This is a genomic window from Pseudomonas koreensis (assembly GCF_024169245.1).
In the GTDB taxonomy this organism is placed as follows: domain Bacteria; phylum Pseudomonadota; class Gammaproteobacteria; order Pseudomonadales; family Pseudomonadaceae; genus Aquipseudomonas; species Aquipseudomonas koreensis_F.
In genome coordinates this window covers 5355975-5375004 of record NZ_JALJWP010000001.1, presented here as the reverse complement: position 1 = coordinate 5375004, position 19030 = coordinate 5355975, and the positions used below count along the sequence as shown (strand labels likewise).

Annotated in this window: 18 protein-coding genes; 6 read left to right on the top strand and 12 right to left on the bottom strand. The window is 60.4% G+C overall.

The features are described 5' to 3' along the window. Positions 1-186: 186 nt before the first annotated feature. Complete coding sequence (yegS, locus tag J2Y90_RS23760) at positions 187-1104, top strand: lipid kinase YegS (protein WP_253503981.1); 918 nt, start codon at positions 187-189, stop codon at positions 1102-1104. Here yegS and J2Y90_RS23755 read toward each other — a convergent pair. The 3 genes from J2Y90_RS23755 to J2Y90_RS23745 form a co-directional block, all read right to left on the bottom strand. Further along, entirely contained in the window at positions 1088-1747 is a 660-nt protein-coding gene (locus tag J2Y90_RS23755; RefSeq protein WP_253503978.1) for a response regulator, read from the bottom strand. The two genes, yegS and J2Y90_RS23755, sit on opposite strands and share 17 nt — an antisense overlap. Next, a complete protein-coding gene (locus J2Y90_RS23750) occupies positions 1744-2637 on the bottom strand; it encodes a sensor histidine kinase (RefSeq protein WP_253505320.1) in 894 nt (297 codons plus the stop codon). Before J2Y90_RS23750 ends, J2Y90_RS23755 begins: the two co-directional genes overlap by 4 nt. Before the next feature lie 463 nt (positions 2638-3100). Continuing rightward, positions 3101-3571, bottom strand: a complete 471-nt coding sequence (locus J2Y90_RS23745; RefSeq protein WP_253503975.1) for a hypothetical protein — start codon at positions 3569-3571, stop codon at positions 3101-3103. Positions 3572-4024: 453 nt separating this feature from the next. Here J2Y90_RS23745 and J2Y90_RS23740 point away from each other — a divergent pair, with 453 nt between their 5' ends. Both J2Y90_RS23740 and J2Y90_RS23735 read left to right on the top strand, forming a co-directional pair. Then, positions 4025-4960, top strand: coding sequence for a chemotaxis protein CheV (locus J2Y90_RS23740; protein WP_016770829.1), 936 nt, complete (start codon positions 4025-4027; stop codon positions 4958-4960). A 192-nt stretch (positions 4961-5152) separates the two neighbouring features. Then, entirely contained in the window at positions 5153-5959 is an 807-nt protein-coding gene (locus J2Y90_RS23735; RefSeq protein WP_253503972.1) for an MOSC domain-containing protein, read from the top strand. A gap of 72 nt (positions 5960-6031) precedes the next feature. On the opposite strand, the gene J2Y90_RS23730 is transcribed toward J2Y90_RS23735, so the two are convergent. From J2Y90_RS23730 to J2Y90_RS23695, 8 genes are all read right to left on the bottom strand, one after another. Next, a complete protein-coding gene (locus J2Y90_RS23730; protein WP_039759849.1) occupies positions 6032-6316 on the bottom strand; it encodes a pyrimidine/purine nucleoside phosphorylase in 285 nt (94 codons plus the stop codon). A gap of 72 nt (positions 6317-6388) precedes the next feature. Further along, positions 6389-6931 (bottom strand): exonuclease domain-containing protein, encoded by a 543-nt coding sequence (locus J2Y90_RS23725; RefSeq protein ID WP_064361558.1) that lies wholly within the window; start codon positions 6929-6931, stop codon positions 6389-6391. Between the two features lie 70 nt (positions 6932-7001). Beyond that, the gene (locus J2Y90_RS23720) at positions 7002-8963 is read right to left on the bottom strand and encodes an acetyl-CoA carboxylase biotin carboxylase subunit (protein ID WP_253503969.1); all 1962 of its coding nucleotides are present in this window, start codon (positions 8961-8963) and stop codon (positions 7002-7004) included. Positions 8964-9184: 221 nt separating this feature from the next. Continuing rightward, positions 9185-9982: an enoyl-CoA hydratase/isomerase family protein gene (locus J2Y90_RS23715; protein ID WP_253503966.1), complete on the bottom strand. Its 798-nt coding sequence runs from the start codon at positions 9980-9982 to the stop codon at positions 9185-9187. After that, positions 9979-11136, bottom strand: a complete 1158-nt coding sequence (gene atuD / locus J2Y90_RS23710) for a citronellyl-CoA dehydrogenase (RefSeq protein WP_253503963.1) — start codon at positions 11134-11136, stop codon at positions 9979-9981. Before atuD ends, J2Y90_RS23715 begins: the two co-directional genes overlap by 4 nt. A gap of 30 nt (positions 11137-11166) precedes the next feature. Further along, positions 11167-12783, bottom strand: a complete 1617-nt coding sequence (locus J2Y90_RS23705; protein ID WP_253503960.1) for an acyl-CoA carboxylase subunit beta — start codon at positions 12781-12783, stop codon at positions 11167-11169. A 3-nt stretch (positions 12784-12786) separates the two neighbouring features. Then, on the bottom strand, positions 12787-13656 hold the full coding sequence (locus J2Y90_RS23700) for an SDR family oxidoreductase (protein WP_253503957.1): 870 nt from the start codon (positions 13654-13656) through the stop codon (positions 12787-12789). Between the two features lie 12 nt (positions 13657-13668). Next, on the bottom strand, positions 13669-15453 hold the full coding sequence (locus J2Y90_RS23695) for an acyclic terpene utilization AtuA family protein (protein WP_253503954.1): 1785 nt from the start codon (positions 15451-15453) through the stop codon (positions 13669-13671). Between the two features lie 184 nt (positions 15454-15637). On the opposite strand from J2Y90_RS23695, the gene J2Y90_RS23690 reads away from it, so the two are divergent. The 3 genes from J2Y90_RS23690 to J2Y90_RS23680 all read left to right on the top strand — a co-directional run bounded on the left by J2Y90_RS23690 (position 15638) and on the right by J2Y90_RS23680 (position 18250). After that, positions 15638-16261 carry a TetR/AcrR family transcriptional regulator gene (locus J2Y90_RS23690; protein WP_253503951.1) on the top strand — a complete coding sequence of 208 codons (624 nt, stop codon included), beginning with the start codon at positions 15638-15640 and terminating at the stop codon, positions 16259-16261. A gap of 93 nt (positions 16262-16354) precedes the next feature. Further along, the gene (locus tag J2Y90_RS23685; protein ID WP_253503948.1) at positions 16355-17152 is read left to right on the top strand and encodes a substrate-binding periplasmic protein; all 798 of its coding nucleotides are present in this window, start codon (positions 16355-16357) and stop codon (positions 17150-17152) included. A gap of 84 nt (positions 17153-17236) precedes the next feature. After that, complete coding sequence (locus J2Y90_RS23680) at positions 17237-18250, top strand: GNAT family N-acetyltransferase (protein ID WP_253503945.1); 1014 nt, start codon at positions 17237-17239, stop codon at positions 18248-18250. Between the two features lie 125 nt (positions 18251-18375). On the opposite strand, the gene J2Y90_RS23675 is transcribed toward J2Y90_RS23680, so the two are convergent. After that, a complete protein-coding gene (locus J2Y90_RS23675) occupies positions 18376-18930 on the bottom strand; it encodes an RNA polymerase factor sigma-70 (RefSeq protein WP_253503942.1) in 555 nt (184 codons plus the stop codon). Positions 18931-19030: the final 100 nt, after the last annotated feature.

Below are 19030 nucleotides of genomic sequence, written 5' to 3'. Positions count from 1 at the left end.
TGCCAGCACACGGTGACCCAATGGTCAGGCGTGGTCAATTAAGCCGATTCCTCTTGTTTCGTAAGAAAAGATACCGCTCTGTAGCACGCCGGCTTTTATCAACGGAATTAATTAGCAATCGCGTGGCTTTTTTACGTCGCGCAGCGGTCAAGATGTTTCAACCGATTCAATTCTTGGAGTGACGTTATGAGTGAACGCCGGGCACTGTTGATTTTGCATGGCAAACAGGCACTCAACGAGGGTGTCCGGGCTGCCGTCGAAGCCAGGCGTGAGCTGGGGTGGGAACTCGCCGTTCGACTGACCTGGGAAGCGGGGGACGCCCAGCGCTTGGTAGAGGAGGCGTTGGCCGCCGGCTACACGAAGATCATTGCCGGCGGCGGCGACGGCACCTTGCGCGATATTGCCGAAGCACTGGCTCAACAACCGCATAAGGCCAGTCTGGTCCTGCTGCCGCTGGGGACAGCCAACGATTTCTCCCGCGCCGCTGGCATTTCGCTGGAACCTGCCGAAGCCCTTGAGCTGCTGGATGTTGAACCTTCAGACATCGATCTTGGCGAAGTGGGCGGGCAGATTTTTCTGAATATGGCCACTGGAGGATTCGGCAGTCAGGTCACTGCCAATACGTCGGAAGACTTGAAAAAAGTCTTGGGCGGCGCCGCTTACCTGTTTACCGGCCTGACCCGTTTCAGTGAATTGCATGCGGCATATGGCGAGCTGCAGGGCCCCGATTTCCATTGGCAAGGCGACCTGCTGGCGCTGGGGATCGGTAATGGTCGGCAGGCCGGAGGTGGCCATGTGTTGTGCCCCGAGGCACGGGTCGACGACGGTTTGCTGGACATCAGCATCTTGCCGGCACCTCAGGAACTGGTCGGGACGCTGAAGAATCTGTTGAGCGAGGGATTTGGTCTGGACAACATGTTCGTGCGGGCGAGGTTGCCGTGGGTCGAGATCAAGGTTGCCGAAGGGCTGAGCATCAATCTCGACGGCGAGCCGCTGGAAGGCGACAGTCTGCGGTTTGTGGCCAAACCTGCCGCGTTGCAGGTGCACCTGCCGAAAGACTCGCCCTTATTGACGCAGCAAACGCCGATCAGTCATCAAGGCTGATGATCTGCTCACGAACGGCGAACAGCACCAGACCCGCGACGTCGTAGATTTGCAGGCGTTTCATGATCTGCGCGCGGTGGGTTTCTACGGTCTTGACGCTCAAGCCCAGGCCGTTGGCGATTTCCCGGGTGGATTTGCCTCGCACGATCAACCTGAGGATTTCCAGCTGGCGTGCGGTCAGATTGTGCGAGTCGGCGATGTCCGGCTGATTTTTCTGGTTGCGCGTCAACGCCTGGTTGATCACGGTATGGGCGATGGCCGGGCTCAGGTAGCGTTCGTTGTTGCGCAGGGCATCCAGCGCGTGCTCAAGCTCAGTCGCCGTGGTGTCCTTCAGCAGGTAGCCATGGGCGCCGGACTCCAGCGCCTGCATGATCAGCGCGGGGTCGGTGTGCATCGACAGAATCAAGACCTTGCTCTGCGGACGCACGCGCTTGAGGCGCTGCAGAGCCTCCAGTCCACCGGTCTCTCTCATCGAGATATCCAGTAATACGATATCAGGACTGAGTTGCTCGACCATTTCGAGCAGCTGCGAACCATCGTTGGCTTCGCCGATTACCGCGTAACCGGGAATATCCAGTACCAGAGCGCGAACGCCGGCCCTGATCAGCGAGTGGTCATCCACCAGAAGTAAGTTACAAGTCAACGCATAACCTTATTCGTACTGGCCCGTTCGAGCGCTCGAGGCGCCCAAGGGAAAAGTGCTTCGATTCGAGTGCCTTTGCCCGGCTCGCTAGTGATGCTCAATGTGCCACCCAGTTGTTCGATGCGCTCGGCCATTCCGGCCATGCCGCGTTGACCTTCTCTGGCCGGGTCGGCCGCCGGGGCGAAACCGAGGCCGTCATCGCTGATCAGCAGAGTCAGACCTTGCGGCAGACGCTGTACCCGAATCAACAGGTTTTTCGCCTGTGCATGCCGCAAGATGTTGGTCACGGCCTCCTGAGCGATGCGAAACGCCGCGACGGCCATTTCCTCGGGAATGCCGTTGAGCCGTTGCTGGCAATCGAGACTCCAGTTGACCGGCGTGTTGGCCAGTGTCTTGAGCAAGTGCGCACGCAGGCTCGCTTCGAGGCCCAGGCTGGTCAATTGACGTGGATTGAGAATCGCCGAGACGTCACGCACCTTGGTCAGGGTTTCATCCAGTGTGTCGCAGAGCACTGCGCATTGCTCCTGCAGATCCTCCGGCAGGCGGCGTTTGAGCCAGTCGCTCTGCAGCTTGGCGGCGGTCAGCAATTGGCCGATATCATCATGCAATTCGCGGCTAAGCCGGTGACGTTCGTTTTCCTGGACTTGCAACAGTCGATCGGCCAGTTCTTGCGGCTGGAATTTGATCGATTTGCGCGACAACCTGTATTGCACCCAGACGCAAGCGGTGGCGGCGAAGTCGAGTACCAGCAAACCCAGCGGGATCCGGGCCGACAAGACATAGGCCAGCAGACTGCCAAGGGTCGCCAGGACACACAGCACAAGTGTGAAGCGCCGAGCGTTTTCCCGCGAGGGTGGCCATGTAGTAAGTGACTTGAGACTGGCGTGCATAACGGATGGAGCCAATGGATGTTCGCTGCGGGCAGACCGACCGGTGACTGGCGGATCTCTGTGTGGAAATACTGTCAATTATGTTATTGATTCAAACCGCATTCGTTAAGCAATCATTGACTGGCAATAACATCGGTACTGAAGCATTGCAGTCACTTTGCCATTAACTGGCAGGCAACTAACCGGCGGCATAATACCACTTAACATACCGTTGGTCGCGGTTGCTATATGTGTCTGTACGATCAGGAAATAGCGGATCGTGGACGCAAGTTCCATAATGGAAAAGGTTGGGGTTGTTGTATTTTGGACGACGTCGATGTGCCTGGAAGTGTCGCTGGGGGCAAACAGGGAAACCCTGAGGTCGGCACATGGAAATTAACCGTTGGTCGCGCTGATTATTTCACCCGGATTGTCGCTGGCAGGTATGAACTATTCAATTACGACAATATCGCGACCCATTTCTTCAAGCCTGGCGCGCCGTAAGAGCCGAAGAGAGCAAACGTTTGCTGATCATCTTTGGCTCAAACGTGTCTTGACCCATTTGTGCGGCGAAGGCTTCGAGCAAGGTTGCCTGCTCGCTTTCATCCAGGCTCAGTTGCCCGGTTTTATGGTCGACCAGCTCAAGCTGCCATGCCATCAGGGTGAAACAGTCGCGCAAGGCATCGAGGGCCTGTTCGTGCAGATCGACGCAATCCTGCGGCAAGTTCAGCAGGCTGTAGATATGCAGGGAAAACTCGGAAATCGCTTCCAGTGCCAGCGCGTCGGCTCTGCCTGCCAGCTTGAGCAGGGTGCCAAGCATGCAGTCGATGGCATCCTTGTCATTGCTGATCAGTTGCAGATGGTTCAGGCACTCTTCGGACTTGGCGAGCAGCGTTTCAGCCTCGACCAGAAATTCGGGGAAGCGTTGCGCCCAGTCTTTACGGTCGATTGGCATGTTTATCTCCACCACGTCGTGTTGGTTGACGGATGGCCGTGTGTGGCGCCGATCGTGAATCGTCGGCAGATCGCGCCCGGTCGTGCAGGTGCACAGACTGAGGGGTTCCAAGGGGTGGGTTGCCACCGGGTTGCGATCGCACACAATAGCCTGACTCCGTTCATGCAATGAGAATGGCGTCACAGTAATGGCTATTGGAAATGGCGAATATCAGGTTGGGCCTGATTGATCCTAGGGGAATCCCTTAGGCGCGGGAACCTAACGTGCAAACCGAGGTCGCGCCGCAATGAATCTAGCAGATGAAATCACGAATGCCAGTAAACCATGATGTCAGTGTGACATCAATGACCATTTATGGCATTTTTACTGGGTGGTTTACAGCAATCAAGATTAGCTGAATGCAGCCGATAAACCTTAATAGTGAATTCATCAGAACAAGCCCAGGAGTCATTGATGGCCGGCATTCTCGACACGGTAGACCAACGCACGCAACTGGTGGGTGAGAATCGCCTGGAAATCCTCATGTTTCGCCTGGCTGGACGCCAGTTGTTCGCGATCAACGTGTTCAAGGTTCAGGAAGTGCTGCAGCTGCCGAAGCTGACCCTCATGCCGCAGCGCCACCCCTTTGTTTGCGGCGTGGTCAATCTGCGCGGGCAGACATTGCCGGTGATCGACCTGTCCCAGGCAATCGGGATGCGCCCACTGGTGCCGGGCCCGAACAGCACTATCATCGTCACCGAATACAACCGTTCGGTGCAGGCTTTCCTCGTCGGCGGTGTCGACCGCATCGTCAACATGAACTGGGAAGCCATTCTGCCGCCGCCGACCAGTGCTGGCCGTCAGCATTATCTGACCGCGATCAGCAAGGTCGACGATCAACTGGTAGAGATCATCGACGTCGAGAAAGTTCTCGCCGAAATCGTCCCGTACAACGCCAAGGTCTCGCGCGAGAAACTCGACGATCCGGTACTCGAACGCGCCCGTGGCCGCGAAGTGTTGCTGGTGGACGACTCCAACGTGGCGCTTTCGCAATTGCGCGATACCCTCGGCCAGCTCGGGGTGAAAATGCACATCGCCAGCGATGGCTTGAAAGCCTTGAACATGCTCAAGGCCTGGGCTGATACCGGCGTGCACATGACTGACAAACTGCTGATGATCTTCACCGACGCGGAAATGCCGGAAATGGACGGCTATCGTCTGACCACGGAAATTCGTAATGACCCGCGTTTGCGTGGGTTGTACGTCGTGCTGCACACCTCGCTGTCCGGCAGTTTCAACGACTCGATGGTGAAGAAGGTCGGTTGCGACAACTTCCTCTCCAAATTCCAGCCGGACAAACTGGTCGATGTGGTGCGCCAGCGTCTGATGCTCGACGCCGTGCCGGCGTGAAACACGCAAATTTTGCTTCCTGTGGGAGCGAGCCTGCTCGCGAAGACGCCGGCACATTCACCATCAATGCTGTCTGAGCCTGCGCGTTCGCGAGCAGGCTCGCTCCCACAACAGATATGTTCAAACCCACTACGGCTTTGATTCAGCATTGAAGCTCGTATAGGGTGGCGTTTTTCCATCAGGGAGCTGGCCATGCTGCGTCTGAGCGCGCTTTATCGTTACCCGTTGAAATCCGGCAAGGGCGAAATGCTGCAAAGCATCGAGCTGGACAAGCTGGGGCTGGCGGGCGACCGACGCTGGATGTTGGTGGACGAGGCCAGCGGCCGCTTTCTGACCCAGCGTGCCGAAGCGAAAATGAGTCAGTTGTCGGCATTATGGAATGCCAGCGGCGGTCTGACCCTGAGCGCTCCAGACCAGGGCTCCATCGAAGTCCCGTTGCCTGCGGTCGACGCCGAGCTGCGCGGGGTGACGATCTGGCGTGACACCCTGCGTGTACCGGACGCCGGTGATCAAGCCGCGCGTTTTGTCAGCGACTTCCTCGGCAAACCGACACGTCTGGTGCAAATGCCACTGGAGCGAGCGCGCACCACGCAAGCGGGATTCGGCAGGGACGATGATCAAGTGGCGTTCGCCGACGGTTATCCGTTGCTGCTGATCGGCGAAGCCTCGCGGCTGGCGCTCTCGGAAACGGTAGGACGAGAGCTGGAGATGCTGCGCTTCCGCCCGAATCTGGTCATCGAGGGCAGCGCGCCTTACGCCGAGGACAACTGGAAACGTATTCGCATCGGCGACATCGAATTGCGCGTGGTCAAGCCGTGCGCGCGCTGCATCATGACCACCGTCGACCCGCGAACCGGTGAGCGCAGCACCGATCGCGAGCCGTTCGCGACGCTGCAGAAACACCGCAGCACCGCCGACGGCGCGATGTTCGGACAGAACCTGGTCAACGACAGCAACGGCCGCCTGGAAGTCGGCATGCCGGTTGAAATTCTCGAATAGGCTGTCGCTGAAATGAAAAATGCCCGTGTCTTCTGAACACGGGCATTTTTTTGCGCTGTGAAACCGGCGGGATCAGCCGCGGTATTCGCACAGGTAAGCGGTATCGACGGCGACTTTCAGCTGGAACTTGCTGTTGGCCGGGACGTTGAACTGGCTGCCGGCGGCGAAGGTTTCCCAGTCGCTGCTGTCTGGCAGTTTTACGCTCAGCGCGCCGGACACCACGTGCATGATCTCGCGCTGGCTGGTGCCGAATTCGTATTCGCCCGGGGCCATGACGCCGATGGTCGCCGGACCTTCAGCGGTGCCAAAGGCGATCGACTTGACGGTGCCGTCGAAGTACTCGTTGACTTTAAACATGGGCGGATTCCTCGAAAAGGGCTTAAAAGGGGGGCGGCCAGTATGCACAAGGCTTTTCGCGCCGTCACGCGCCTATAGCGGCAGAACCAGTGGCAACAACCGAGCGGTGTTGCGGGCATCTTCCAGGGCTCGATGTTGCTGTCCGGAAAACTGCATGCCGGCCAGTTGCAACGCGCCGTTGAGCCCCAGCGGTCGCTCCAGGCGTCGGGCCTTGGCGAAGCGTTGTTTGAGGTTCATGTGCGGGACTTTGCTCAGGCCGCTGTCGATGTTCAGGCGCTGCCACTCCTGCAGCAATTGCTGGCGATCGTAACCGCCCCAACTGGCCCAGCCTTCAAGGCGGGCCTGATGCTGCGCCAGCCAGCGCTCGAAGGCCGGCCAGACTTCGCTCAGCGGTTGCGCAGAATCGATATTGGCCTGGGTGATGTGCGTCAGCTCCCGACAGAACGGCGTCAGCAATGGACGGCGGGTCGGTTTGACGAAGCGCTGGAAGTGATCCTGCTCGCGCCCGGCACGATCGACCAGCGTCGCACCGATCTCGATAATTTCCATTTCCGTCACCGGCCAGCCACCCTCGTCTGTGGTGGCTTCCAGATCTATGACCAGCCAATGGGGCATCGCAGGGTTCCTGATTTCCGCGTTCTGATTTATCAGAGCGTAGTCAAACCCCGCGCTTGTGCCCGGGCGACTACTCGACCTGCAACAGAACCTGACGATTTTTTACCTGATCGCCGACCTTCACTTGCACCCGTTTGAGCACGCCATCGATGCCGGCTTTCAGCGGGTGCTCCATTTTCATAGCCTCTAGCACCACCAGCAATTGTCCCTTGCTGACCGTACTGCCCTCGCTGACCAGCACGTCGACAATCGCACCGTCCATCGGTGCTTTCAGTGTGCCGGAGGCGACGCTGGTCTGACTGTCGATCAGCGCATGAGTTCGATCCTCCAGGCGCAGGCTGCCCGGATGGGTGAACAGCCACAGCTGCCCGTCGTGCAGTCGATAGGCATGGCGCTGGCGCAGGCCGTCGATTTCCAGGCTCACCGACTGCGCGGTGTGCTCGATGATTTTCAACTCCAGCGTGCGCTCGCCCAGTTGCACGACACATTCGCCGGATTTGCGCGCGAGCACCGATAGCGCCCAGTCCTGCTCGTCACTGCCCAGTCGATAGTGCAACGGCACGCTGGCGTTGTTGCGCCAGCCGTTCAGCGGCGGGCGATGGGGCAGGGCGCTGGCCTGATAGAACAACACCACGGCAATCGCCAGTTGCTCCGCCGTCGGCACATGGGCGTTGAGACTGGCGTGGCTGGAAAAGTGCTGCTGGATGAAAGCGGTGCTGAAATCGCCACTGATGAACTGCGGATGTTGCAGCAGGCCTTCGAGCAAACGTTGATTGCTCTGCACCCCGAGCAGCACGGTGTCCTGCACCGCACGCAACAGCTTGCGCCGCGCCTCTTCACGCGTGGCGCCGTGGGCGATCAGTTTGCCCAGCATTGGATCGTAGAACGGGCTGACTGACTGACCTTCAAGCAGACCGTGATCGATGCGCGCGCCGTGGTCCGATGCTGGATGCCACGCCGCAATTCGGCCGGTTTGCGGGAGAAAGTCTGCGGCAGGATCTTCAGCGTAGAGGCGCACTTCCATGGCGTGACCGTCGAGGCGGATCTGTTCCTGCGTCAGCGGTAGCGGCTGGCCTTCGGCGACCAGCAACTGCCACGCGACCAGATCAAGTCCAGTGATCATTTCTGTCACCGGGTGTTCGACCTGCAGGCGCGTGTTCATCTCCAGAAAGTAGAACTGCCCGCGCGCGTCGAGCAGAAACTCTACGGTGCCAGCGCCGACGTAATCCACCGCGCGCCCGGCCTTGAGCGCCGCCTCGCCCATGGCCTGGCGCAGCTCGGCGGTCATCACCGGGCAGGGTGCTTCTTCAATGACTTTCTGATGGCGGCGCTGGATCGAGCAATCGCGTTCGCCGAGGTACACCAGATGGCCGTGCTGGTCGCCGAACAGCTGCACTTCCACATGGCGGGGTTCGATCAATGCCTGTTCGAGGATCAGTTCGTCACTGCCGAAACCGTTCAGCGCTTCGGAACGGGCCGTGCGCAGTTGCGCCGCCAGTTCGCTGGCCTCGTGCACCAGGCGCATGCCGCGTCCGCCACCACCGGCGCTGGCCTTGATCATCAGCGGATAACCGATGCGCTCTGCTTCGGCCACCAGGGTCGCGTCGTCCTGCGCTGCGCCCTGGTAGCCGGCGATGCATGGAACGCCGGCATCAAGCATGGCGATCTTCGACAGGCGTTTGCTGCCCATCAACTCGATCGCTTCGGCGCTGGGGCCGATGAAGATCAGCCCGGCTTCGGCGCAGGCGCGGGCGAAATCGGCGTTTTCCGAGAGGAAGCCGTAGCCGGGGTGAATGGCATCGGCACCGCTGCGCCGGGCGGCGTCGAGGATCGCCGCAATGTTGAGGTACGACTGCTGCACCGGCGCCGCGCCGATAGGCACGGCTTGGTCGGCCATTTGTACGTGTAGCGCATCGGCGTCGGCGTCGCTGAACACGGCGACGGTGCGATAGCCCAAGGCCTGGGCCGTGCGCTGGATGCGGCAGGCGATTTCACCGCGGTTGGCGATCAGGATTTTCTGAATGGCGGGCATGGTGGGGTTCCTGAAATGATGGCGGTGAATGTGATGGCCTCATCGCGAGCAGGCTCGCTCCCACATTTGGAATGCATTTCGACCCGGGATTTGTGGATGGCGGGCATGGTGGGGTTTCCTGAGGTTTTTGCGGTGGGTTGGATGGACTCTTCGCGAGCAGGCTCGCTCCCACATTTGCAATGCAATTTCGACCTGTGGGAGCGAGCCTGCTCGCGAAGCTTTTAGTTGACCCACCGCGGTTTGCGCTTTTGCACAAAAGCCATAGTCCCCTCGATGCCTTCGTCTCCAGTCACTGCCGCGCTGAACCACTGCGCCGCGTCATCGAGCAATTCATTCGACGGCTGCCCGGCACTCGCCAACAGCAATTTCTTGGTCATCGCATTCGCTTGCGGCGCGCAGCGCAGCACCTGTTGCAACACCTCATCCAGCCGCTCGGCCAGCGCCTGCGCATCCTGTTCAACGAAATGCACCAGCCCCAGACGTTGCGCCTCGGCGCCATCGAAACGCGCCGCCGTTAGCGCGAGTCGGCGGGTTTCGGTCAAACCGATCCGTTGCACCACGAACGGCGCGATTTGCGCCGGGATCAGGCCGAGGCTGGTTTCCGGCAACCCGAACTGCGCCTTGTGATCGGCCAAAGCGATATCGCTGACACAGGCCAGACCGAATCCGCCGCCGAGCACGGCGCCTTGCAGCACAGTGATCAGCACTTGCGGCGCCTGCTGGGCTTGTTCCAGCAACGCGCCAAACGCCCGGTTCAAATCGCGATAAGCCTCCGCGCCTTGGGCCCGGGCATTGGCCATGTCCTTGATGTCGCCACCGGCGCAGAAATGCCCGCCGGCGCCGCTGAGCACCAGGGCGCGCACCGCGCGGTCATCGCGTATCGCCGCGAGCACCGCGCGCAGTTCGGCGACCATTTGCAGGCTCATCGCGTTGCGGCTGTCCGCGCGGTTGAGAGTGATGTGCAGCACGCCGCCATGCAGTTCCAGCACCAGCGTGTGGCAATCCGGCAGGCCGCTCATTTCTTTTTCCCCGGCAGGATGCCCATCAGTTTGCAGATGATGCCCAGCATGATTTCGTCGGCGCCGCCGCCAATCGACACCAGACGCACATCGCGATAGGCGCGGGCCACCGGGTTGTCCCACATGAAACCCATGCCGCCCCAATATTGCAGGCAGCTGTCACTGACTTCGCGGCCGAGGCGCCCGGCCTTGAGTTTGGCCATGGAGGCCAGGCGGGTGACGTCCTGGCCTTTGATGTACTGCTCGGTGGCCTGATAGACCAAGGCGCGCAGGCATTCGATTTCGGTCTGCAGTTCGGCGAGGCGGAAGTGGATGACCTGGTTGTCGATCAGCGCGTTGCCGAAGGTCTTGCGCTCCTTGCAGTACTCGATGGTGCTGTCGATGCAATATTCCAGGCCCTTGATCATGTTCGCCGCGCCGAACAGGCGTTCTTCCTGGAACTGCAGCATCTGCATCATGAACCCCGCGCCTTCATGGCCGATGCGGTTGCGCTGCGGCACGCGCACGTTATCGAAGAACACCTGGGCGGTTTCCGAGCTGCGCATGCCGAGCTTGTCCAAGTGCGAGCTGAGGCTGATCCCCGGGGTATTCATCGGCACCATGATCAGCGACTTGTTGATGTGCGGCTTGTCGTCGGAGGTGTTGGCCAGCAGGCAGATGAAATCGGCGCTCGGCGAGTTGGTGATCCACATTTTGCTGCCGTTGATCACGTAGTCGTCGCCGTCCTTGCGCGCTGTGGTTTTCAGCCCGGCGACATCGGAGCCGGCGCCGACTTCGGAAACGCCGATGCAACCGACCTGTTCGCCCGTGATGGCCGGGCGCAGGAACTCTTCGCGCAGTTCATCGGAGCCGAAGCGGGCGAGGGCGGGAGTGCACATGTCGGTCTGCACGCCGATCGACATCGGAATCCCGCCGCAATGAATGGTGCCGAACTCTTCGGCGGCGACAATCGAATAGCTGTAATCGAGGCCCATGCCGCCGAATTTTTCCGGCTTGGAAATGCCCAGCAGACCCAGCTCGCCAGCCTTGCGGAAAATCTCGTGAATGGGAAAGCGCCCGGCCTTTTCCCATTCTTCGACGTGCGGATTGATTTCATGCGCGACGAATTGGCGGACGGTGCGGCGCAGGGCTTCGTGTTCCGGGGTGAAGATCATTGTTGTTGTTCTCCGTAGGATCCGTGGCGGTCAGAAGCGGCTGACGCCGAAGCTGTTGGGTTGCAACGTACGCCTGTCGGCTTCGTGGCAGATATCCAGCAAGTAGCCAAGCAGGGTGCGGGTGTCGCGTGGGTCGATCAGGCCGTCGTCCCACAGGTTGGCGCTGCCGTACAGTGCGGTGGACTGGCTGTCGAGTTTCTGCGCGGTCATCTGCTCAAGCATGTCGAGCATTTTCGGATCGGGCTCGATGCCGTCCTTGAGCTGTTTCGCTTCGGTAACGATGCGCAAAACCTTGCCGGCCTGCGCGCCGCCCATCACTGCTGTGCGACTGTTGGGCCAGGCGAAGATGAAACGCGGATCGAGACCGCGCCCGCACATCGCATAATTGCCGGCACCGTAGGAACCGCCGACGACGATGGTCAGTTTCGCCACCCGTGCATTGGCCACCGCTTGGATCAGTTTCGAGCCGTGTTTGATCACGCCTTGCTGTTCCGATTCGGTCCCGACCATGAAACCCGTGGTGTTGTGGAAAAACAGCAGCGGCGTCTGGCTCTGATCGCACAGCTGGATGAACTGCGCGGCCTTGCTCGCACCTTGCGGGGTGATCGGGCCGTTGTTGCCGATGAAACCGCAGGCGCGGCCCTGGATTTTCAATTGGCCGCAAATGGTTTGCTGATCGAACTCGCCCTTGAACTCGAGAAAGTCCGACTCATCGGCGATCCGCACGATGATTTCGCGTACGTCGTAGGGCTTTTTTGCATCATCCGGGATCAACCCCAGCAGTTCGTCGATGGGGTAGAGCGGTTCGTTGTATGGCGGCTCCGGCAGCCAGGGCAGCTGTTCATTCCATGGCAGCATGCGCATTATTTCGCGGACCTGGCGTATGCCGTCGGCATCGTTCTCGGCGAGATATTCAGCGGTGCCGGCGACCTGCGCGTGCATTTCGGCGCCACCGAGTTCTTCATCTGTGGCGACTTCGCCGGTGGCGGCTTTGAGCAATGGTGGGCCGGCGAGAAACAGCTTGGCCTTGCCGCGCACCACCACGACGTAATCCGACAGCCCCGGTTGATAGGCGCCGCCCGCCGTGGCCGAGCCGTGCACCACGGTGATCTGCGGCAAACCCATTGCCGACATGCGCGCCTGATTGGCGAAGCTGCGCGCGCCTTCGACAAAAATCTCCGCCGCGTAGTTGAGATTGGCACCGCCGCTTTCGGCGAGGGTGATCATCGGCAGTTTGTTTTCCCGGGCGATCTGTTGCAGGCGCAGGGATTTTTTCAGGCCGCTCGGCGAGATCGTGCCGCCCTTGATCGCGCTGTTGTTGGCGACCACCATCGCGCGAATTCCGCAGACGTAACCGATGCCGGCAATCAGCCCGCCACCGGCCGAACTGCCGTCCTTGTCGTCATGCAACTTGTAGCCGGCGAGGCTGGCCAGTTCGAGGAACGGCGCGCCGGGGTCGAGCAACAGGTTCAAGCGCTCGCGGGGCAACAGTTGCCCGCGTTTGCTGAATTTGTCTTTGGCTTCGGCGGCCTTGTTCAACAGGTTCTGTTCAAGCTGCTGCACTTGCTCGATGGCGGCGAGCATGGCGGCGCGGTTGCGCGCGTACGCTTCGCTGCGCGGGTCGAGTTGCGACTGAATCTGCGCCATGGCTTATTCCTTGTCCTTGAGCACGTCAGGTAAATAGGCGCGGTGAAAGCCGTTGAACGATTCGCTGTGGCTGGCCTTGTGCAGCGGCCATGCACGACTGCCGAGGCTGGCGGCGCCGTCGATTTTCACTGTGGTGCCGCTGATGAACGCCGCCGCCGGGCTGAGCAGAAACACGATCGCCGCACTGACTTCCGATTCGGTGCCGATACGCTTGAGCGGCACATGCTCGCGCAGGGTCGGAATCACCGCTTTGAATGCGCCTTCGTAAGTGTCCATGCCGCTGGACGCAATCCAGCCCGGCGCCACGGCGTTGACCCGCACCCCGGCATAACCCCACTCGAACGCGGCAGTCTTGGTGAAGTTGTCCATGCCCGAGCGCGCCGCGCCGGAGTGGCCCATGCCGGGCATGCCGCCCCACATGTCGGCGAGCATGTTGACGATGCTGCCGCCGTGTTTGCTCATCGACTGGTTGAACACTTCGCGCGCCATCAGAAAACCGCCGACCAGATTGGTGCGCAACACGGTTTCAAACCCCTTCTGATTGATCGAGGCCAATGGCGACGGGTACTGACCGCCGGCGTTGTTGACCAGACCGTGGATCGGCCCGTGTTCGGCGATCAGCTCTTTGACCAGTTGTTTGACCGCTTCTTCATCGCGGATATCGCAGGCCTTCCAGTGCGCGCGGCCGCCGTCCTTGGCGATTTCAGCGGCGACTTTTTCCAGCTTGTCCGGCTTGCGTCCGACCAGCAACACATTGGCGCCGAGCGCCGCCAGTTCATGGGCGGTGCAGCGTCCGATGCCGCTGCCGCCGCCGGTGACAATCAGGTTCCGGCCGCTGAACAGATCGGCGCGGAAAATCGACGCGTAAGCCATGCACACCATCCTCTAGTCGAGCTGTTCGGCGATGCTCTGCGGCACCGGGATCTGGATTTCCAATAATTGCTGGGCGAAGGCTTTGCCCTGCGGGTCGATGCGCAGACTGGCGACACCGCCACCGCCGAGGGCGTTTTCCAAGAGAAAGTTGAGGCTGTGGGTGCCGGGCAGGTACCAGCGTTCAACACGCCCGAGCACTGGATCAAGGACGTGGCGCATCCAGTCGACAACCACCGAAGTTGTCAGCGCTTCGGCGATCCACGGCAGGTAATCGGGATGACGCGGCATCACGCCTATGTTGCTGTGGTTGCCCTTGTCGCCGGAGCGTGCCACCGCCAGTTTCACCAACGGCACACTGGCATCGGCGCGGCCCTGGGGTTTGGGCGGTTGCTGGGCGACCGGCAAATCTGCGCTGTCGAGGGCCACTGGATCGGGTAGGGCGCACGGATGGCGCTCACCGGCCATGTCGATTTGCAGTGTGCAGGCATTTTTATCTACGAGAAATGAGAACAGGCGGATGACCGGGTACACGGTCGGACGTCCGCCGACGATGCCGGTCAGACCGGGCGCCATACCGGTCGCGGCCTGGGCGATCTCTTTGGAAAACAGCACCAGCGCGCGTTTGTCGGGATGGCGCACGGCGATTTTGATCACCACTTCGCGGCTGTCGCGGCGCTGGCCATGGGGGCCGTAAGTGGCTTCGCTGCCGAGCAGTTCGACATGGGTTTCGCTGTAGGGCGCCCAGCCGCTCAGGCTGAACATCTCGGCGGTCTTGTCGATAATCGCCTGGCTGACCCGCCGCGCCTTGTCCACCGCGTCGATGCCGGCCATCAGGCAACTGGCGGTGCAGCGAAAACCGTCCGGATATGTCGCGCTGACCTTGTATTTGTCGGTGGGTGGCAGGCCTTTGGCACCGTGCACCTGCACGACGTTTTTGCCTTGTTGCTGGAGTTTGACCTGGGTGAAATCGCAGATCACGTCGGGTAGCAAGTAAGCCTGCGGATCGCCGATTTCATAGAGCATCTGCTCGCCAACGGTCAGCGGTGTGACCAGCCCTCCTGAGCCTTCCGGTTTGCTGACAAGGAACTGGCCATCGGCATTGACCTCGACGATCGGAAAACCGATGTGCTCGTAATCCGGCACCTCGCGCCAGTCGGTGAAATTGCCGCCGGTGCACTGTGCGCCGCACTCGATGATGTGCCCGGCCAGTGCGGCCTGGGCGAGTTTGTCGTAGTCATGCCACGACCAGCCGAATTCGTGGACCAGCGCCGCGCTGACCACGGCGCTGTCGACCACCCGACCGGTGATGACTACGTCGGCGCCCAGGCGCAAGGCTTCGACAATCCCTGGCGCGCCGAGATAGGCGTTGGTCGACACGCACATTCGCGGTAGCGGGGCGCTGCTGAACATTTCGCGGATGTCGGCTGGGTTTTTGAGTTGTCCTTGCAGGTCATCGCCGAGCAACACGGCAATCTTCAGCTGGACCCCGGCCTGGTCGCACGCCGCTTGCAGGGCCGCCGCACAGGCCTGCGGATTGACCCCGCCGGCATTGCTGATCACGCGGATGTTCTGCTCGGCCAGTTGCGTCAGCAGCGGCGCCAGCACTTCAACGAAGTCGCCAGCGAACCCAGCCTGCGGGTCTTTCAGGCGCGCGCCGGCCATCAGCGACATGGTGATCTCGGCCAGATAATCGAATACCAGATAATCCAGGTTTCCCCCCGAGACAAGCTGGGCGGCAGCGGTGGACGTGTCGCCCCAGAAGGCACTGGCACAGCCGATTCGCACGGTGGTTGGCATTTTTATCTCCGACTCAGGAACCTGCGACAGAAGTGTCTGGAGGCTACCAAGCAAGCGCTTGGTTTGTAAACAGGCGAAACATTCTTCTGCCCAAGCGCTTGCTTGGTGCCCGCGCGCGGCTTAAATTGCGCGCAACCCTGCGGTAACAGGGGGCAACACACTGATCGACTGTAGGAGAGAACGGGTGGACGAGCAAAAAGCCCTGCGGGTCATGCGCGAACTGGTCGACCAAGGCCAGCTGACCGACCCCGACAGCGCCCGCGGCAAATTGCTGCAAGTGGCGGCTCACCTGTTTCGCAACAAAGGCTACGAGCGCACCACGGTGCGCGATCTGGCCAGCGCTGTGGGCATTCAGTCGGGCAGCATTTTTCATCACTTCAAAAGCAAGGACGAAATCCTGCGCGCGGTGATGGAGGAAACCATCCGCTACAACACCGCGCTCATGCGCGCAGCCCTGGCCGAGGCAAGCGACGTGCGCGACAAGGTGCTGGCGCTGATTCGCTGCGAGTTGCAGTCGATCATGGGCGGCAGCGGCGAGGCGATGGCGGTGCTGGTGTACGAATGGCGCTCATTGTCCGAAGATGGCCAGGCTAAAGTCCTCGCCCTGCGTGACGTTTATGAGGACATCTGGCTGCAGGTTCTGGGTGAAGCCAAGGACGCCGGCTATATTCGCGGCGACGTTTTTATTACCCGACGTTTCCTCACCGGCGCACTGTCCTGGACCACTACCTGGTTCCGTGCTGGCGGCAGTTTGAGCCTCGATCAACTCGCCGATGAGGCGCTGATTCTGGTCCTCGAAGGGCGTTGAACGGTTGTCGGACCGGCCGGGAAACTGGCTAAGTCGGCGAAACCGCCTAGCTTGAATGCATTGATCGCTATTTTTTTCGGGGAGTGGGGTGTTTTGAAGTCTTCGCCAATTCGGACAGCCGCCGGGCTGATGCTCGCTGCGCTGGCTGCGTTATGGGTATTGCCCGCTCAGTCAGCGCAATTGGTCCGGGTCGGCGCCGCGCATTTCCCGCCCTATACGATTCGCCCGGAGAACGGCGCCGACACCGGCCTGTTGCCACAATTGATCGAAGCGCTGAACAGTTCGCAGAGCGACTATCAGTTCGTCCTGGTGCCGACGTCGATCCCGCGCCGCTTCGGTGATTTCAAGCAGGGCCGGATCGACATGGCGATCTTCGAAAACCCCGAGTGGGGCTGGAAAGACATTCCCCACGATGACGTCGACATGGGCCTGGAAGACGCCGAGATTTTCGTCGCGCAACGCGAAGACGGCCGCCAGCAGAGCTATTTCTCCAGCCTGTCGGGCAAGCGTCTGGCACTGTTCAGCGGTTATCACTACGAATTTGCCAACTTCAACGCCGACCCGAAATACCTCGCGAAAAACTACAACGCCACGCTGACCTATTCCCACGACAGCAATCTGCTGATGGTCCTGCGCGGGCGCGCCGACATTGCCCTGGTGACCCGTTCCTATCTGTTCGATTACCTGCTGCGCAACGAAAAGGTCCGCGATGCTTTGCTGCCCTCGCAGCGTACCGATCAGATCTATCACCACTACGCGATTCTGCGACCGAGCGCTCCGATCACTGGCGAAGCCTTCGGTAAGCTGCTGCAAGCCCTGCGCGACAATGGCGAACTGCTGAAGATTTTCGAACCGTACAGGATTGCCGTAGTGCCGGTGCCTCATCCCTGAACACTGTTTTTGTCTAGCGCTTAAATTTCCCCTCCCGGCTCACGTCACTTCGTTGAACTGTCGACGATTACGTGAGCCCGACCCATGTCCAATCTGAATGACCTGACTGCCCTGGCGTTGCCCTCGGGCAGTCGATTGATCGCTGATGCCACCGAGAGCCGCTTGAGCCTGAGCCTGGACGGGCAGCCGTTGATTCGGCTGCGCCTCGACCGTGACGGCAAAGGTCCGATCCAGCTCGACGAGCGTTTCGCCCTTCCGCCCGGGCAAGCCCTGTGGGCGGCCTGCTATTGGTTGTTCGCCCGTGACCCGGCGTGTCAGCAGTTGACCTGGCAACTCGATCAACCGCCGAGCGAAGCCTTGCTCACTGGTTTATTGATCAACACGGAAGTTGCCGGCGAATATCGCTGCGAGCGCACGCTGTTCTGGCAACTGCCGCAACCGTGGCTCGGCGCTTCAATGACCGGCAGCTATCCGCAGCAAATGGTCATCAGCCAGGGCAAGCGCCATCCGCTGCGCCCGGTGAAGCCGCGGGGTGAAGTCTATCGGCGTTTCGATGCGCGGCTCGGCGCGTGGATTTCCTTGCGCACGCTGGAAATCGAGGAAGATCTGTCGCGCTTCAATCGCTGGCAGAACACCCCGCGCGTGGCGAGCTTCTGGCAGGAGGAGGGCAGCCTTGAGCAGCATCGCGAATATCTGAGCAAGCTCGATGCCGATCCGCACACGTTGACGCTGATCGGCTGTTTTGACGATCAGCCATTTGCCTATTTCGAAGCCTATTGGGCCAAGGAAGACCGCATCGCGCCGTTCTACCATGCCGGCGATTACGACCGTGGCATTCACATGCTGGTCGGCGAGGAAAGTCATCGCGGCCCGCACAAGGTGGCGAGCTGGTTATCTGCGCTGGTGCATTACCTGTTTCTCGATGACCCACGCACCCAGCGCGTGGTCGCCGAGCCGCGTGCCGATAACGCGAGGATGATCGGGCATATGCAGAATCAGTGCTTCCACTGCGAGAAGGAATTCGATTTCCCGCACAAGCGTGCGGCGCTGATGATTCTCGGGCGAGAGCGGTTTTTTGATCGGTGCCGGTTGGCCTGATATCGCATCAAGCAAAAAGATCGTCCGATCGCGGCCCGAGCCTTCGGCAGCTCTTACAGAGGAATGCATTCCTCATGTAGGAGCTGCCGAAGGCTGCGATCTTTTTTCCTTCAGGCGACGCGGGTTCAGCGACGACCCGCGTTCACCACATCCCGCCGACTGCCCGAGACCTTGCGGCAGTGCACCAGAGCATCACGAATCATGAAGTTGACCAGGGTCGGCGAAACGCCGAGTTCCTTGGCGATGTCTTTCTGCGGTACGCCGTGCAAGCGGTACATCTCAAAGGCGTAGCGGGTGCGGCTGGGCAGCTCGGTCAGCGCATCGGCGATGTGTTCCAGGGTCGAGAAGTTGATATGCGAGGTTTCCGGCGAAGCGCCCTGAATCACCACGTTCAAGCCTTCCTCTTCCGGGCCTGAGTATTTCTGTTCGAGCGCCTGCTTGCGGTAGTGATCGATGGCGAGGTTGCGCACGATCTGGAACAGGTAGCTCAACTGAGCCTTGATCGACGACGTGATCGGCGGCGCCGATTGCAGTCTGAAAAACGCATCCTGAACCACATCTTCGGCACGAGACCGGCAACCGGTAATGCGGGCTGCAATCTTGACCAGAATCAGTCGATTGTCGACGAATGCCTGAAGTAGCGGTGAATCGCACCTGCTTGTGGATACTTGTTCCGTCATGGAAATCACCTTGCTGCCAATAGGTTAGTGGGAGGGCCTCGGGGGACGGCGCCGTCCTACACATCGAGCGACAAATTATGTTGAATGATAATGATTGTCA